The following is a 17,784-nucleotide window of genomic DNA, read 5'->3' on the forward strand; positions in this document are numbered from 1 at the left end:
GCGAGCGAAACCGGATGAGGCCAAACCGTATGCGTGTGAGACCCGGCAGGGGTTGCGCATGCGGGGTTGTGGGATCTCTCTTCCACGGTCTGCCGGCCGTGGGACGAGTCAGAAACCGTTGATGTAGGCGAAGGACATGCGAAAGGTCCGGCGTAGAGGGTAAGACCCCCGTAGTCGAAACGTCAGCGGCTCGTTTGAGAGACACCCAAGTAGCACGGGGCCCGAGAAATCCCGTGTGAATCTGGCGGGACCACCCGCTAAGCCTAAATATTCCCTGGTGACCGATAGCGGATAGTACCGTGAGGGAATGGTGAAAAGTACCCCGGGAGGGGAGTGAAATAGTACCTGAAACCGTGTGCCTACAAGCCGTGGGAGCGTCGGACATCAGCTTGCTGGTGTCTCGTGACTGCGTGCCTTTTGAAGAATGAGCCTGCGAGTTTGCGGTGTGTTGCGAGGTTAACCCGTGTGGGGAAGCCGTAGCGAAAGCGAGTCCGAATAGGGCGGTGGAGTAGCACGCTCAAGACCCGAAGCGGAGTGATCTAGCCATGGGCAGGTTGAAGCGGAGGTAAGACTTCGTGGAGGACCGAACCCACCAGGGTTGAAAACCTGGGGGATGACCTGTGGTTAGGGGTGAAAGGCCAATCAAACTCCGTGATAGCTGGTTCTCCCCGAAATGCATTTAGGTGCAGCGTCGTGTGTTTCTTGCCGGAGGTAGAGCACTGGATAGGCGATGGGCCCTACCGGGTTACTGACCTTAGCCAAACTCCGAATGCCGGTAAGTGAGAGCGCGGCAGTGAGACTGTGGGGGATAAGCTCCATGGTCGAGAGGGAAACAGCCCAGAGCATCGACTAAGGCCCCTAAGCGTACGCTAAGTGGGAAAGGATGTGGAGTCGCACAGACAACCAGGAGGTTGGCTTAGAAGCAGCCACCCTTGAAAGAGTGCGTAATAGCTCACTGGTCTAGTGATTCCGCGCCGACAATGTAGCGGGGCTCAAGCGTACCGCCGAAGTCGTGTCATTGCGATATGTACCCCCAACGGGGATCGTGATGGGTAGGGGAGCGTCGTCTGCCGGGTGAAGCAGCACCGGAAGGTAGTTGTGGACGGTTGACGAGTGAGAATGCAGGCATGAGTAGCGATACAAACGTGAGAAACGTTTGCGCCGATTGACTAAGGGTTCCTGGGTCAAGCTGATCTGCCCAGGGTAAGTCGGGACCTAAGGCGAGGCCGACAGGCGTAGTCGATGGATAACCGGTTGATATTCCGGTACCCGCTGTGGAGCGTCAAACATCGAATCCAGTGATGCTAAGCCCGTGAAGCCGCCCTTGATCTCTTCGGAGTGATGGGGAGTGGTGGAGCCGGTGACCCGAGCTGGTAGTAGGTGAGTGATGGGGTGACGCAGGAAGGTAGTCCATCCCGGGCGGTGGTTGTCCCGGGGTAAGGGTGTAGGACGGTGTGTAGGCAAATCCGCACACCTTGTGTCTGAGACCTGATGCCGAGCCGATTGTGGTGAAGTGGATGATCCTATGCTGTCGAGAAAAGCCTCTAGCGAGTTTCATGGCGGCCCGTACCCTAAACCGACTCAGGTGGTCAGGTAGAGAATACCGAGGCGTTCGGGTGAACTATGGTTAAGGAACTCGGCAAAATGCCCCCGTAACTTCGGGAGAAGGGGGGCCACACCCGGTGAGAGGACTTGCTCCTTGAGCTGGGGGTGGCCGCAGAGACCAGCGAGAAGCGACTGTTTACTAAAAACACAGGTCCGTGCGAAGCCGTAAGGCGATGTATACGGACTGACGCCTGCCCGGTGCTGGAACGTTAAGGGGACCGGTTAGCTTGGATTCGTCCAGGCGAAGCTGAGAACTTAAGCGCCAGTAAACGGCGGTGGTAACTATAACCATCCTAAGGTAGCGAAATTCCTTGTCGGGTAAGTTCCGACCTGCACGAATGGCGTAACGACTTCTCGACTGTCTCAACCATAGGCCCGGTGAAATTGCACTACGAGTAAAGATGCTCGTTTCGCGCAGCAGGACGGAAAGACCCCGGGACCTTTACTACAGTTTGATATTGGTGTTCGGTTCGGCTTGTGTAGGATAGCTGGGAGACTGTGAAGCTTGGACGCCAGTTCAGGTGGAGTCGTCGTTGAAATACCAGTCTGGTCGTGCTGGATGTCTAACCTGGGTCCGTGATCCGGATCAGGGACAGTGTCTGATGGGTAGTTTAACTGGGGCGGTTGCCTCCTAAAGGGTAACGGAGGCGCCCAAAGGTTCCCTCAGCCTGGTTGGCAATCAGGTGTTGAGTGTAAGTGCACAAGGGAGCTTGACTGTGAGACCGACGGGTCGAGCAGGGACGAAAGTCGGGACTAGTGATCCGGCGGTGGCTTGTGGAAGCGCCGTCGCTCAACGGATAAAAGGTACCCCGGGGATAACAGGCTGATCTTCCCCAAGAGTCCATATCGACGGGATGGTTTGGCACCTCGATGTCGGCTCGTCGCATCCTGGGGCTGGAGTCGGTCCCAAGGGTTGGGCTGTTCGCCCATTAAAGCGGTACGCGAGCTGGGTTTAGAACGTCGTGAGACAGTTCGGTCCCTATCCGCTGTGCGCGTAGGAGTCTTGAGAAGGGCTGTCCCTAGTACGAGAGGACCGGGACGGACGAACCTCTGGTGTGCCAGTTGTTCTGCCAAGGGCATGGCTGGTTGGCTACGTTCGGGAGGGATAACCGCTGAAAGCATCTAAGCGGGAAGCCTGCTTCGAGATGAGGACTCCCACCCACTTGATGGGGTAAGGCTCCCAGTAGACGACTGGGTTGATAGGCCGGATATGGAAGCACGGTAACGTGTGGAGTTGACCGGTACTAATAGGCCGAGGGCTTGTCCTCAGTTGCTCGCGTCCACTGTGTTGGTTCTGAAACCACGAACAACCCCACACCTTCTGGTGTGGTGCGGTTGATTGTTTCATAGTGTTTCGGTGGTCATAGCGTGAGGGAAACGCCCGGTTACATTCCGAACCCGGAAGCTAAGCCTTACAGCGCCGATGGTACTGCAGGGGGGACCCTGTGGGAGAGTAGGACGCCGCCGAACAATCATTCAAAGGGTTGGACCTGGAACTTCGGTTCCGGGTCCAACCCTTTTTTGTTCCCTGTCACTTGAAGTTCACGTTGCGCAACCACCATTCCCCGCATGGGTACTGCTGCAATGCTCAGGGCCGCCGGCATAGGCGTCGGTGACGAGGTCGTCGTACCGGCCTTCGGCAACGTCGAAGTCGCCGAAGCGGTGACCCTGGCCGGTGCGCTGCCGGTGTTCGCCGACATAGACCCCGTGAGCTACTGCCTCGACCCGGCCGCGGTCGAGGCCGCCATAACTCCCCGCACGGCGGCTGTCGTTGCCGTGCATCGCTTCGGGCGGCCGGCGGACGTCGTACGGTTGCACGCCCTTGGGCAGCGGCTGGGCCTGCTGGTGCTGGAACAGGGGGAGTCCGAGGCTCCGTACGACGAGATCGCTCAGCGGCGGCAGCGGGCCGGCTATCTCGACGCCCGGCTGAAGGGGGTGCACACCCCCGAGGACACGGCCGGCCACACCTACCAGCAGTACGTCGTGCGCGTGCCGGGCAATGGGCGGCCGGACCGGGACGCCTTCGCACGGACCGTACGGGCCAGGGGAGTTGACGCCCGGGTGCCGGTGAAGACGCCCGTGCACCGGTTGCCCGGATTCCGGCAGTGTGTGTCACTCCCGGAGACCGAGCGGGCCGCCGACGAGACGCTGTCCCTGCCCGTCGACGCCTCGCTGACGAAGCGGGAGATGCAGCGGATCGTGGCGGCCTGCAACGCGCTCGGCGGTCTTCTCCAGCCCGCCTTCTGATCGGTTTTGGAGCAGGGCCCCGTTCGGGGTATGATCTATTTCGTTGCCGCGAGGGAAACCTCGAAAAAAGCGACAGGCCCCTATAGCTCAGTCGGTAGAGCGTCTCCATGGTAAGGAGAAGGTCAACGGTTCGATTCCGTTTGGGGGCTCAAAAGAAAAAGACCCTCGCCCTTACGGGCGGGGGTCTTCTCGTTTCCGCGCATGCCTGACCGGGCCGGTCCGGAGCCGCCCCGGACCGGCCCCGGCCGGGTCAGCCGTTGTGCAGGCCGGGGACGCGCATCGCCAGGATGGCCATGTCATCGGACGGGGCGTCCGAGGCGAAGCGTTCCACGGCGCGCATGATGCGGGCCGCGACCGCGCCCGCCGTGAGGCCGGTGCAGGTGGTGAGGACATCGGCAAGGCCGTCGTCGCCCAGCATGCGGGTGCCTTCGCGGCGTTCGGTGACGCCGTCCGTGACACAGAGGAGGACGTCGCCCGGGTCGAGGGTGACCGTCTCCTCGTGGAGTTCGAGGTCCTCCAGGACGCCGAGGAGCGGCTGAGGTTCCGCAGCCGGCTCGACCGAACCGTCCTGGCGCAGGCGCAACGGCAGCGGGTGGCCGGCGCAGACGACCTTCAGTTCCGCGCTGCCGTCCTGCTGCGGGCGCAGCTCGCCGTACAGCAGGGTGAGGAAGCGGCTGCGGTCGCCCTCGTCGAGGATGGCCGAGTTCAGGCGCTCCAGGACGGCCGGGCCGCTGAGGCCCTCCCGGGCGAGCAGGCGCAGCGCGTGCCGGGCGAGGCCCGTGACGGCGGCCGCGTTGGGGCCCGTACCGCACACGTCGCCGATGGCGAAGCCGTAGGCGCCGTCGCGGATCGGGAAGATGTCGTAGAAGTCGCCGCCGACCTCGTTGCCCTCGCCGGCCGCGCGGTAGATGACCTCGACCTCGACGCCGTCGATCCGGGGGAGCTCGGGCGGGAGGAGGCTACGCTGGAGGGACTGGCTGATGGCCGTGCGCTCGGAGTAGAGGCGCGCGTTGTCCAGGGCCAGGGCGGCGCGGCGCGACAGGTCCTCGGCCAGCTCCAGGATCTCCTGGCGGAAGTGATCGTCGGTGGGCTTGCCGAGGGTGAGCATGCCGATGACGCGGTTGCGGGCGACCAGCGGCAGGACGACGGTCTCGCCGCCGACCGCGGCGGCGGTGGCGAGGGTCGGGCCGATGCCCGAGCTGACGGTCGCCGGTTCGCCCAGGCCGACGCTGCGCATGGAGCTGCGCAGCGCCGCCTTGTGGGCGGCCTCGGCGGGTGCGGTCCAGACGCGGGCGCCGGGGGAGGGCACCGGGTCCGGCGGGGAGATCTTCGACAGCAGCGACTTGATGCCGTCGATGAGCTCCTCGTCCTCGTGCAGGACGTACGACAGGTACGGCTCCGAGGCCTGGTCGGCGATCGTGTAGACGGCGCACCAGGTGGCCAGGGTGGGGACCGTCATCTGGGCCATGAGCGCCAGGGTCTGGTCGCGGTCGAGGGTGCCGGCGAGCAAGTCGGAGGCCTCGACGAGGAAGCTCAGGGAGCCGCGCCGCAGCCGTTCGAGTTCGCCGAGGCGGGCGGATTCGACGGCGAGCGCGATGCGGTCCGCGGCGAACTGCAGGCGAAGGGCCTCCTCGTTGCTGTACCGGCCGGGGGCCTCCGCCGCGACGCCGAGCGAGCCGGTGAGGCGGCCCTCGACCTTCAGCGGGACGGTGACGACCGAGCGCATGCCCGTGCCGTTGAGCAGCGGGACGGCGCCGGGGACGGCCGTGAGGTCGTCGTGGACCGCGGGCATCCTGGCCGAGCCGTAGCGGCCGGGGCCCGCCTCGACGGGGACGCGGGCGAACCGCTGGCGGGCGGAGGGCAGGCCGGTGGAGGCGCGGACCTCGAGTTCCGTCTCGTCGTCGGTGGCGAGCAGCAGGAAGGCGGAGTCGCCGTCGAGCATGTCGCGGGCGCGTTCCACCGTCCGCTGGAGGAGGCCGTCGAGGTCGTCGGGGGCGGGGGAGCCGATGAACACCTCGAAGGGGTCGTTGCTCTGGCCCTCGGCTGCCGGGGGTGCCTCGGCGGCGACCAGGCGGACCGGGGTCTGCAGGACGGCGCGTTCGTGGTCGCGCACGAGCAGACAGACCGTCGACGGTTCGCCGGCGGTGTCGCGGACGCGCAGGTGGGAGGCGTAGACCGGGACGACGCGGCCGGAGGCGTCGCGGATGCCGTAGCTGCCCTCCCAGCGGGAGAGGCGCAGGGCCTCGGCGATGCCGGTGCTGGTGCCCGGGGTGTGCGGCCAGGCGGCGAGGTCGGTGAGCGGCTTGCCGGTGACCTGGTCGGCCGGGTAGCCGAACAGGTCCTCGGCGTCCTCGTTCCACGCGGTGATGGCGCTGGTGCGGTCGATCTGGATGACGGCGACCCGGACGCGGCCGTCGGCCAGCGGCAGCAGGTCGGCGGGGAGGGAGGGGCCGGCGGTCCGGGTGCCGACCGGGCGCTCGGGGAGGGCGAGCTCGAACCAGACGTTCTTGTGGGTGGGCGTGTACTCGACGCCCCAGCGGGCCGCCAGGGCCGCGCAGAGCTGGAGGCCGCGGCCGCCCTCGCGGTCGGGGCTGCCCATGCTGATCGCGGCGCTCTGGAGGGGGACCTCGCGTTCCGGGTAGCGGTCGGAGACCTCGACCCGGACGCCTTCCCCGGTGCGCAGGCACAGGACGTCCGCGGCGGTGCCCGCGTGCACGACGGCGTTGGTGACCAGCTCGCTGGTGAGGACGACGGCGTCGTCGATGATGTCGGCGTGGCCCCAGCCCTGGAGGGTGTCGCGGACGAACGAGCGGGCGGACGCGACCGAACGCCCCACGGGCTCGAAGCTGGCAGCCGCGCGCGCGGTGATCACGGAACTCCTCGACCTGCTCTCGTCGTACCGGGCTCCGGGGCCCTCCGGCTCGGGCTCGTGCCGGGTCTGGGGCGGCAGGCCGCCCGAGGGCCGGGGTTCCGGGGGCTGTCCCCCGGGGATCAGTCCGGTGGTCATGTGTGCGGCCGCCCCTCCGATGCCCGCTCGTTCTCGTGCCACCGCCCAGGCCGGACGGACCGGCGTGGCTGGACAGCCGGATGCAAGGTTACTTACCTTCGCCGCCCGCGCGGATGCCGGTCCGCGGTGTTTTCCGCCCGGAGGGTGTGCGGACGGTGTGTGAAGCTGCCGAACTGTTATGGCCTGGTTGGGCCGGGGTGAAACACTGGGCAGGCTGCTGTTTGAAGGTTCGGGCAGGCTGAGTGGGCTCGGTGCGGGCGGGCAGCAGCCCTGGGTACGGGCTGGTGCCGCCGGCGGAGCCGCTCCGTGTGACCGGCACGCCGAGCAGTGGCAGCAGTACCCGAGCACAGCAGTAACGGTCGATCCCTGCGGGAGGGACACAGTGGAGTCTGGCGCAGCGACGCGGGGCACGAAGACGCGCGCGGAAGGCGGACCGTCCCTGGGCAAGCGGCGTACGGCGCCGAGCGGAAGCACCACCGAGGTGGACACCGCTGCCCTCAACCGGTTGCTGACGGCCCTGGTGGCCATGCGCGACGGAAACTTCCGCAAGCGGCTCACGGTGTCCGGGGACGGCGTGATGGCGGAGATCGCGGCGGTCTTCAACGAGGTGGCCGACCGCAACCTCCACCTCACGGGTGAGCTGTCGCGGGTGCGGCGCGTGGTCGGACGTGAGGGCAAGCTCACGGAGCGGCTGGAGACGGGCGCGTGCGAGGGGTCCTGGGCTGCGGCGATCGACGCCTCGAACGCGCTGGTCGACGATCTCGTCTGGCCGGTGTCCGAGGTGAGCCGGGTGCTGTCGGCGGTGGCCGAGGGCGATCTGTCGCCGCGGATGGATCTGCGGACGCAGGCGCCGGACGGGACCGGGCATCCGTTGCGCGGTGAGTTCCTGAAGGTCGGGCGGACGGTGAACAACCTGGTCGACCAGTTGTCGACGTTCACCGACGAGGTCACGCGCGTGGCCAGCGAGGTGGGTACCGAGGGCAAGCTGGGCGGTCAGGCGCGGCTGCGCGGGATGTCGGGTTCGTGGAAGGACCTGACCGAGTCCGTCAACACCATGGCGCACCGGCTGACGGCGCAGGTGCGGGACATCGCGCTGGTGACGACGGCGGTCGCCAAGGGTGATCTGTCGCGGAAGGTCACGGTGCACGTGGCCGGGGAGATGCTGGAGCTGAAGGAAACCGTCAACACGATGGTGGACCAGCTCTCGGCGTTCTCCTCGGAGGTGACGCGGGTCGCGCGTGAGGTGGGCACGGAGGGTGAGCTGGGCGGTCAGGCCCAGGTGCCCGGGGTGGCCGGGGTGTGGAAGGAACTCACCGATTCGGTGAACACCATGGCCGGGAACCTGACCGCGCAGGTGCGGGGCATCGCCGAGGTCACGACGGCGGTGGCCAACGGCGATCTGTCGCGCAAGGTGACCGTGCAGGCGCGCGGTGAGGTGGCGCAGCTCGCCGAGACGATCAACCAGATGACCGAGACGCTGCGGATCTTCGCGGACGAGGTCACACGGGTGGCCAACGAGGTCGGCGCGGAGGGGCGGCTCGGCGGTCAGGCGAACGTGCCGGGTGCGGCCGGGACGTGGAAGGACCTGACGGACTCGGTCAACACGGTGTTCCGGAACCTGACCACTCAGGTGCGGGACATCGCCGCGGTGACGACGGCGGTGGCGAACGGCGACCTGTCGCAGAAGGTCACGGTCGACGTGGCCGGCGAGATGCTGGAGCTGAAGAACACCGTCAACGGGATGGTGGACCAGCTGTCGGCGTTCGGTTCCGAGGTGACGCGGGTCGCGCGGGAGATCGGTGACGAGGGTGAGCTGGGCGGTCAGGCTCAGGTGCCGGGCGCGGCGGGCACGTGGAAGGACCTGACGGACTCCGTCAACACGGCGTTCCGGAACCTGACCGGTCAGGTGAGGAACATCGCGCAGGTCACCACGGCGGTGGCGAACGGTGACCTGTCGCAGAAGGTCACGGTGGACGTCTCCGGCGAGATGCTCCAGCTGAAGAACACCGTGAACACCATGGTCGACCAGCTGTCGTCGTTCGCCGACCAGGTGACGCGGATGGCGCGGGAGGTCGGTACGGAGGGCCGGCTGGGTGGTCAGGCCCAGGTGCCGGGCGTGTCCGGCACGTGGAAGGAGCTGACCGACTCGGTCAACTCCATCACCGGCAATCTGACCGCGCAGGTGCGGCAGATCGCCCAGGTCACGACGGCGGTGGCGCGCGGTGACCTGTCGCAGAAGATCACGGTGGACGCGCGCGGCGAGATCCTGGAGCTGAAGAACACCATCAACACGATGGTCGACCAGCTCTCGGCCTTCGCCGACCAGGTGACCCGGGTGGCCCGTGAGGTGGGTACGGAGGGCCGGCTGGGCGGTCAGGCGCAGGTGCCCGGCGTCGCCGGGGTGTGGCGTGATCTGACCGACTCGGTGAACGGCATGGCCGGGAACCTGACGGCGCAGGTGCGGCAGATCGCGCAGGTGGCGACGGCGGTGGCGCGCGGTGACCTGTCGCAGAAGATCACGGTGGACGCGCGCGGCGAGATCCTGGAGCTGAAGAACACCCTGAACACGATGGTGGACCAGCTGTCGTCGTTCGCCGAGGAGGTCACCCGGGTCGCCCGTGAGGTGGGCACCGAGGGCAAGCTGGGCGGTCAGGCCGAGGTGCAGGGTGTCTCCGGCACCTGGAAGGACCTCACCCAGTCGGTGAACTTCATGGCGAACAACCTGACCGTGCAGGTGCGCAGCATCGCCGACGTGACGACCGCGGTGGCCAAGGGCGATCTGTCGAAGAAGATCACCGTCGACGCCAAGGGCGAGATCCTGGAGCTGGTGACGACCGTCAACACGATGGTGGACCAGCTCTCCAGCTTCGCCGAGCAGGTGACGCGGGTCGCGCGCCAGGTGGGCACCGAGGGCATCCTCGGCGGCCAGGCGCACGTGCCGGGCGTCACCGGCATCTGGAAGGACCTCAGCGACAACGTCAACCTGATGGCCAAGAACCTCACCATGCAGGTGCGGAACATCTCGGAGGTCGCGGCGGCCGTCGCCAACGGCGATCTGACGCGGACGGTGACGATCGAGGCGCGCGGTGAGGTGGCGCAGCTCGCGGACACCTTCAACACCATGGTGAAGACGCTGAGTTCGTTCGCCGAGCAGGTCACCAAGGTGGCCCGCGAGGTGGGTACGGACGGCATCCTCGGCGGTCAGGCGCACGTGCCGGGTGTGGCGGGCACGTGGAAGGACCTCACCGAGTCGGTGAACCAGATGGCGTCCAACCTGACCGGTCAGGTGCGCAACATCGCCATGGTGACCACCGCTATCGCCAAGGGTGACCTGACGAAGAAGATCGACATCGACGCGCGCGGTGAGATCCTGGAGCTGAAGACGACGATCAACACGATGGTCGACCAGCTGTCCTCGTTCGCCGAGGAGGTCACCCGGGTGGCCCGTGAGGTGGGTACGGAGGGCCAGCTGGGCGGTCAGGCGCGCGTGCGGGACGTCGACGGCACCTGGCGGGACCTGACGGAGTCCGTGAACGAGATGGCCGGGAACCTGACCCGGCAGGTGCGTGCCATCGCGCGCGTGGCGACCGCGGTGACCCGCGGGGACCTGAACCTGAAGATCGACGTGGACGCCTCGGGCGAGATCCAGGAGCTCCAGGACTACATCAACAAGATGATCGCCAACCTGCGCGATACCACGATCGCCAACAAGGAGCAGGACTGGCTGAAGGGCAACCTGGCCCGGATCTCCGCGCTGATGCAGGGCCGCCGCGATCTCGACGACGTGGCGTCGCTGATCATGAGCGAGCTGACGCCGGTGGTGTCCGCGCAGCACGGGGCGTTCTTCCTGGCGATGCCGCTGGCCGACGACAAGGACCTGGGCGGCGACAACGACGACCAGTACGAGCTGCGGATGCTCGGGTCGTACGGCTACTCCATGGGCTCGATGCCGACGTCGTTCCGGCCGGGTGAGGGGCTGGTGGGCACGGCCGCCAAGGAGAGGCGGACGATCCTGGTGGAGAAGGCGCCCAGCGGTTACCTGAAGATCTCCTCCGGGCTCGGCGAGGCGCCGCCCGCGCAGGTGATCGTGCTGCCGGTGCTGTTCGAGGGCACGGTGCTCGGCGTCATCGAGCTGGCCTCGTTCACGCCGTTCACGCAGATCCAGAAGGACTTCCTCAACCAGATCGCCGAGATGATCGCGACCAGCGTCAACACCATCTCCGTCAACACCAAGACGGAGGTGCTGCTGAAGCAGTCGCAGGAGCTGACCGAGCAACTGCGTGAGCGGTCGGCCGAGTTGGAGAACCGGCAGAAGGCGTTGCAGGCGTCCAACGCGGAGCTGGAGGAGAAGGCCGAGCTGCTGGCGCAGCAGAACCGCGACATCGAGGTGAAGAACACCGAGATCGAGGAGGCCCGGCAGGTCCTGGAGGAGCGCGCCGAGCAGCTCGCGGTGTCGATGCGCTACAAGAGCGAGTTCCTGGCGAACATGTCGCACGAGCTGCGTACGCCGCTGAACTCGCTGCTGATCCTGGCGAAGCTGCTCGCCGACAACGCGGACGGGAACCTGACGCCGAAGCAGGTGGAGTTCGCGGAGACGATCCACGGTGCCGGCTCCGACCTGCTGCAGCTGATCAACGACATCCTCGACCTGTCGAAGGTCGAGGCGGGCAAGATGGACGTCTCGCCGACGCGGATCGCGCTGGTCCAGCTCGTCGACTACGTGGAGGCCACCTTCCGGCCGCTCACCGCGGAGAAGGGCCTCGACCTGTCGGTGCGGGTCTCGCCCGAGCTGCCGGCCACCCTGCACACGGACGAGCAGCGCCTCCTCCAGGTGCTGCGCAATCTGCTGTCGAACGCGGTGAAGTTCACCGACTCCGGCTCGGTGGAGCTGGTGATCCGGCCCGCGCGGGACGACGTTCCGCAGGCGATCCGGGAGCAGCTGCTGGAGGCCGGTTCGCTGACCGACCCGGAGGCGGACCTGATCGCGTTCTCGGTGACGGACACGGGCATCGGGATCGCGGCCAGCAAGATGCGGGTGATCTTCGAGGCGTTCAAGCAGGCGGACGGCACGACGAGCCGGAAGTACGGCGGTACGGGCCTCGGGCTGTCCATCTCGCGGGAGATCGCGCAGCTGCTCGGCGGTGAGATCCACGCGCAGAGTGAGCCGGGCCGCGGCTCGACGTTCACGCTGTACCTGCCGCTGCACCCGGGTGAGCTGCCGCCGCACGGCTATCCGCAGGCGGTGCCGTCGTTGTCGGGCGGTGAGGCGCCGGCGCTGGAGTCCGGGCCGTCGGATGTGGCGATCGAGACGCCGGCCGAGGTGCGGTCGTACCGCGAGACGCAGAACGGCGCGGCGGCGCTCTTCCGGCGGCGGCGCCGGGCCTCCGCGGCCGAGCACCGGTCGCCGGCGCCGGAGCAGTGGCGGGCCGCGGAGGAGGGGGCGCCGCAGTCGCGTCCCGGGATCCGGTTCGGCGGCCAGAAGGTGCTGATCGTCGACGACGACATCCGCAATGTGTTCGCGCTGACCAGCGTCCTGGAGCAGCACGGCCTGTCGGTGCTGTACGCCGAGAACGGCCGGGAGGGCATCGAGGTGCTGGAGCAGCACGACGACGTGGCCGTGGTCCTGATGGACATCATGATGCCGGAGATGGACGGGTACGCCACGACCACGGCGATTCGTCGGATGCCGCAGTTCGCCGGACTGCCGATCGTCGCGCTGACCGCGAAGGCGATGAAGGGGGACCGGGAGAAGGCGATCGAGTCCGGTGCGTCCGACTACGTCACCAAGCCGGTCGATCCGGATCACCTGCTGACGGTGATGGAGCAGTGGATGCGCGGGGAGTGACGAACGTGCGGGCCGGGCGCCGGGAGGTGCGCCGAGGAGGTGCGCCGGGCGGGTGTGCGGTCGTGGCGGGACGTGTGAGAGTCGGTGCGGGTTGCCGGCTCGGCGTGGCGGAGAGCGTGTGGTCCTACGCGATTCTGGGAACCTTGTCGTCCCGGCTTTCGTTTGCGGTACGTGCACAGTGACATCGCGGTGACAGGGTGTGGTGACAGGCGGGGTGCGGCTACGATGACCGGCACGAGGACGGGCGGCGCAACGGAGTCGTCCAGTGGGGCGGCGCCCGGTGCACTGCCGGGGCGAGGAGGGCGGGCCATGGTGCAGAAGGCCAAGATCCTCCTGGTCGATGACCGGCCGGAGAATCTGCTGGCGCTGGAGGCGATCCTCTCGGCGCTCGATCAGACACTGGTGCGGGCATCCTCCGGGGAGGAAGCGCTCAAAGCACTGCTCACGGACGATTTCGCGGTCATTCTGCTGGACGTCCAGATGCCGGGCATGGACGGGTTCGAGACCGCCGCGCACATCAAGCGGCGGGAGCGGACCCGGGACATTCCGATCATCTTCCTCACCGCGATCAACCATGGTCCGCACCACACCTTCCGTGGTTATGCGGCGGGCGCGGTGGACTACATCTCCAAACCGTTCGACCCGTGGGTGCTGCGCGCGAAGGTCTCGGTCTTCGTCGAGCTGTACATGAAGAACTGCCAGCTGCGGGAGCAGGCGGCGCTGCTGCGGCTCCAGTTGGAGGGCGGCGGCAAGGGCGCGGTCGGCGGCGGCAAGGAGGCGGCCGGACTGCTCGCGGAGCTGTCCGCGCGGCTGGCGGCGGTCGAGGAGCAGGCCGAGGCGCTGTCGAAGCAGCTGGACGACGAGTCGGCGGACGCCGCGGCGGTGGCCACGGCGGCGCATCTGGAGCGCAAGCTGACCGGGCTGCGGCGGGCGTTGGACGCGCTGGAGCCGGGGACCGGCGGGGCCCCGCCGGTGCACTCGGAGAACTGACGGGTCCGCCGGGCCCGTTGCCGGTGGGCCCGCCCGTGAGCGCGCGTCAGTTTCCGTCCCCCGCAAGGGCGACACGAACGGGTGAAGCAGGAGGCACACGTGTCCCCTGACGACTCCCCCGGTAATCTCACATCCATGGCCTCACGTCCCTCCGCAGCCAAGAAGCCGCCCGCGAAGAAGACGGCTGCTCCCGCGAAGGCTCCGGTGAAGAGGGCCGCCGCGAAGAAGCCGCCCGCGAAGAGGGCTCCGGTCAAGAAGGCGCCCGCCAGGAAGGCCGCGGCGAAGAAGGCCCCGCCGCAGCCGGCGCCCAGCCCGACCGGAGGTCTCTACCGGCTCGTCCGCGCGCTCTGGCTCGGCCTCGCGCACGCCGTCGGCGCCGTCTTCCGCGGCATAGGGCAGGGCGCGAGGAACCTCGACCCCGCGCACCGCAAGGACGGCGTCGCGCTGCTGATGCTCGCCCTCGCGCTGATCGTCGCCGCGGGCACCTGGTCGAATCTGCGCGGCCCCGTCGGCGACCTCGTCGAGATCATCGTGACGGGCGCCTTCGGGCGGCTCGACCTGCTGGTGCCGATCCTGCTCGCGGTGATCGCCGTACGGCTCATCCGCCACCCCGAGAAGCCCGAGGCCAACGGCCGGATCGTGATCGGCCTGTCGGCGCTGGTCGTGGGCGTGCTCGGCCAGGTCCACATCGCCTGCGGCTCGCCCGCGCGCAGCGACGGCATGCAGGCCATACGCGACTCCGGCGGCCTCGTCGGCTGGGGCGCGGCGACCCCGCTGACGCACACCATGACCGAGGTGCTGGCGGTGCCGCTGCTGGTGCTGCTCACCGTCTTCGGGGTGCTGGTGGTCACCGCCACGCCGGTCAACGCGATCCCGCAGCGCCTGCGGCTGCTCGGCGTGCGGCTGGGCCTGGTGCGGGACCTGGAGCCGGAGGAGTTCGGCGAGGACGACGAGCGCTACGAGGAGCAGTGGCGCGAGGCGCTGCCCGCGCGCCGGCGCGTGCGCCCCGCCGAGGCGCACGACCCCGAGGACGCGGAGCAGGAAGCGCCGACGCGGCGCCGGGGCCGGCCGCGGCGCTCCGCGGTGCCGCAGTCCGGCGCGGACCGCCCGATGGACGCCGTGGACGTCGCCGCGGCCGCCGCCGCGGCGCTCGACGGCGCCGTGCTGCACGGGATGCCGCCGTCGCCGGTCGTCGCCGACCTCACCCAGGGGGTGAGCGCCGGGGACCGCGAGCACACGGCGACCACCCCGGCCCCGGCGGCCGCCCCGGCGCCGACCCCGGTGCCGGCCGCGCGGCCCGAGCGGGAGCAGCCCGGGCCGGCCGTGCCCGATCTCACCAAGACGCCGCCGAGCCGCCCCAGGGACCTGCCCGCGCGCGCGGAGCAGCTCCAGCTGTCCGGGGACATCACCTACGCCCTGCCCTCGCTCGACCTGCTCACGCGCGGCGGGCCGGGCAAGGCGCGCAGCGCCGCAAACGACGCGATCGTCGAGTCGCTGACCACCGTCTTCACCGAGTTCAAGGTCGACGCGCGCGTCACCGGCTTCACGCGCGGGCCGACGGTCACGCGCTACGAGGTCGAGCTGGGCCCGGCCGTGAAGGTCGAGCGGATCACCGCGCTGACGAAGAACATCGCGTACGCGGTGGCCAGCCCGGACGTGCGGATCATCAGCCCGATCCCCGGGAAGTCCGCGGTCGGCATCGAGATCCCGAACACCGACCGGGAGATGGTCAACCTCGGTGACGTGCTGCGGCTCGCGGAGTCCGCGGAGGACGACGACCCGATGCTGGTCGCCTTCGGCAAGGACGTCGAGGGCGGGTACGTCATGCACTCGCTGGCGAAGATGCCGCACATGCTGGTGGCCGGCGCCACCGGCTCGGGCAAGTCGTCCTGCATCAACTGCCTGATCACCTCGATCATGATGCGGGCGACCCCCGAGGACGTCCGGATGATCCTGGTCGACCCCAAGCGGGTCGAGCTGACCGCGTACGAGGGCATCCCGCACCTGATCACGCCGATCATCACCAATCCGAAGCGGGCCGCCGAGGCGCTCCAGTGGGTCGTACGGGAGATGGACCTGCGGTACGACGACCTGGCGGCCTACGGCTACCGGCACATCGACGACTTCAACCGCGCGGTGCGCGAGGGGAAGGTCGAGCCGCCACCGGGCAGCGAGCGCGAGCTCCAGCCGTACCCGTATCTGCTGGTGATCGTGGACGAGCTGGCCGACCTGATGATGGTCGCCCCGCGGGACGTCGAGGACGCGATCGTGCGGATCACACAGCTCGCGCGCGCGGCGGGCATCCACCTGGTGCTCGCCACCCAGCGGCCGTCGGTCGACGTCGTCACCGGCCTCATCAAGGCGAACGTGCCCTCCCGGCTCGCCTTCGCCACCTCCTCGCTGGCGGACTCGCGGGTCATCCTCGACCAGCCGGGTGCCGAGAAGCTGATCGGCAAGGGCGACGGGCTGTTCCTGCCGATGGGCGCGAACAAGCCGACCCGTATGCAGGGCGCCTTCGTCACGGAGGCCGAGGTGGCGGCCGTCGTGCGGCACTGCAAGGACCAGATGACCCCGGTCTTCCGGGACGACGTCGTCGTGGGCACCAAGCAGAAGAAGGAGATCGACGAGGACATCGGCGACGACCTCGACCTGCTGTGCCAGGCGGCCGAACTGGTCGTCTCCACGCAGTTCGGGTCCACCTCGATGCTCCAGCGCAAGCTGCGGGTCGGCTTCGCCAAGGCGGGACGGCTGATGGACCTGATGGAGTCCCGGAACATCGTGGGGCCGAGCGAGGGTTCGAAGGCGCGGGACGTGCTGGTGAAGCCGGACGAGCTGGACGGCGTGCTGGCGATGATCCGAGGGGAGTCCGAAGCGTAGGGGGACGGCTGCCGGGCCGGACCCCCCGGGTCAGAACGCGATACTCCGGTTGCCCGATCGTGACTCACCCGTAAGGGATCGGTGAGCAACCGTTTCCCCACGGCGCACGTCAAGTTGAGGGAAGCGAAAACCGTGTACCCGACCATCGGAATGTCCGGCCATTCCGATGGCGTACAAAGTTCCGCCGCCCGGTTGCCCCACCCTTTCGCACCCCCCCTAAACTGAACCTCCAGCAGGTGGCTACACGCTCGAAAGGCGCCCCCGTGTCCATCGGCAACTCCCCTGAAGACGAGCGTCCGTTCGAAGACGTGTCCGACGTCTCCGACGTGCCCGAGAAGCCCCGCCCCTCCATCGGCCGCGCGTTGCAGCAGGCGCGTATCGCGGCCGGGCTGACCGTCGACGACGTCAGCAGCGCCACCCGGGTCCGGATCGCCATCGTGCACGCGATCGAGTCGGACGATTTCGCGCCGTGCGGCGGGGACGTGTACGCCCGCGGCCACATCAGGACCCTGGCCAGGGCCGTCCGCCTGGACCCGGATCCGCTGATCGCGCAGTACGACGCCGAGCACGGCGGCCGTCCGGCGCCCACCCCGGCGGCGCCGATGTTCGAGGCGGAACGCATCCGCCCCGAGCGGCGCGGGCCGAACTGGACCGCGGCGATGGTCGCCGCGATCGTCGCCGTGGTCGGCTTCGTCGGCTTCACCGTGTTCAAGGGCGGCTCCGGCGGCGACGCCGGGACGGAGGTCGCCGAGGGCGCCCCGCCGTCGAAGAGCACGACCTCCTCCCCGGGCGACGGGGCCGGCAAGACCGCCGACCCCAAGCCGGACCCGACCGAGAGCGCCATCGCCGCAGCGCCGCAGGACAAGGTGACGGTGCAGGTCAGCGCGGTCGACGGGCGGAGCTGGATCTCGGCCAAGGACCACAACGGCCGGCTGCTCTTCGACGGGCTGCTCAAGCAGGGCGACTCCAAGACCTTCCAGGACAGCTCCAAGATCAACCTGGTGCTCGGGGACGCCGGCGCGATCCAGCTGTACGTGAACGGCAAGAAGATCGAGGACGACTTCCAGCCGGGCGCGGTGGAACGCCTCACGTACACCAAGGGCGACCCGCAGGTCGGATAAGGGGCCTCATCAGGGGAAGGCGGGACGGGGTTGACCAAGATCGGTCAACCCCGTCGACGTGGGGTGTCCGTAGGACGAAGTAGTCTTGAGCC

At 68.2% G+C, this 17,784-nt stretch carries 6 protein-coding genes, 1 tRNA gene and 2 rRNA genes (1 of these 9 cut by a window edge); 8 read left to right on the forward strand and 1 reads right to left on the reverse strand.

From position 1 onward, the window contains the following. The 4 genes from SGLAU_RS24445 to SGLAU_RS24460 all read left to right on the forward strand — a co-directional run. Positions 1–2,873, forward strand: a 23S ribosomal RNA gene (locus tag SGLAU_RS24445) (it extends 250 nt beyond the left edge of the window). Between the two features lie 85 nt (positions 2,874–2,958). Beyond that, positions 2,959–3,075: ribosomal RNA gene (rrf, locus tag SGLAU_RS24450) — 5S ribosomal RNA — on the forward strand. Between the two features lie 114 nt (positions 3,076–3,189). Beyond that, positions 3,190–3,852 (forward strand): DegT/DnrJ/EryC1/StrS family aminotransferase, encoded by a 663-nt coding sequence (locus SGLAU_RS24455; protein WP_043504573.1) that lies wholly within the window; start codon positions 3,190–3,192, stop codon positions 3,850–3,852. Positions 3,853–3,928: 76 nt separating this feature from the next. Further along, positions 3,929–4,001 (forward strand) — tRNA-Thr (locus SGLAU_RS24460). A 101-nt stretch (positions 4,002–4,102) separates the two neighbouring features. On the opposite strand, the gene SGLAU_RS24465 is transcribed toward SGLAU_RS24460, so the two are convergent. Beyond that, positions 4,103–6,859, reverse strand: a complete 2,757-nt coding sequence (locus SGLAU_RS24465; RefSeq protein WP_043504575.1) for a SpoIIE family protein phosphatase — start codon at positions 6,857–6,859, stop codon at positions 4,103–4,105. 382 nt (positions 6,860–7,241) lie between these two features. Here SGLAU_RS24465 and SGLAU_RS24470 point away from each other — a divergent pair, with 382 nt between their 5' ends. The 4 genes from SGLAU_RS24470 to SGLAU_RS24485 all read left to right on the forward strand — a co-directional run bounded on the left by SGLAU_RS24470 (position 7,242) and on the right by SGLAU_RS24485 (position 17,692). Further along, complete coding sequence (locus tag SGLAU_RS24470) at positions 7,242–12,704, forward strand: HAMP domain-containing protein (RefSeq protein WP_099052857.1); 5,463 nt, start codon at positions 7,242–7,244, stop codon at positions 12,702–12,704. Between the two features lie 309 nt (positions 12,705–13,013). Continuing rightward, the gene (locus SGLAU_RS24475; RefSeq protein WP_043504579.1) at positions 13,014–13,694 is read left to right on the forward strand and encodes a two-component system response regulator; all 681 of its coding nucleotides are present in this window, start codon (positions 13,014–13,016) and stop codon (positions 13,692–13,694) included. Between the two features lie 135 nt (positions 13,695–13,829). Then, positions 13,830–16,571: a DNA translocase FtsK gene (locus tag SGLAU_RS24480; RefSeq protein WP_208868937.1), complete on the forward strand. Its 2,742-nt coding sequence runs from the start codon at positions 13,830–13,832 to the stop codon at positions 16,569–16,571. A gap of 263 nt (positions 16,572–16,834) precedes the next feature. Continuing rightward, entirely contained in the window at positions 16,835–17,692 is an 858-nt protein-coding gene (locus SGLAU_RS24485; protein ID WP_043504581.1) for a helix-turn-helix domain-containing protein, read from the forward strand. Positions 17,693–17,784: the final 92 nt, after the last annotated feature.

Source organism: Streptomyces glaucescens (assembly GCF_000761215.1).
Taxonomy (GTDB): Bacteria; Actinomycetota; Actinomycetes; order Streptomycetales; family Streptomycetaceae; genus Streptomyces; species Streptomyces glaucescens_B.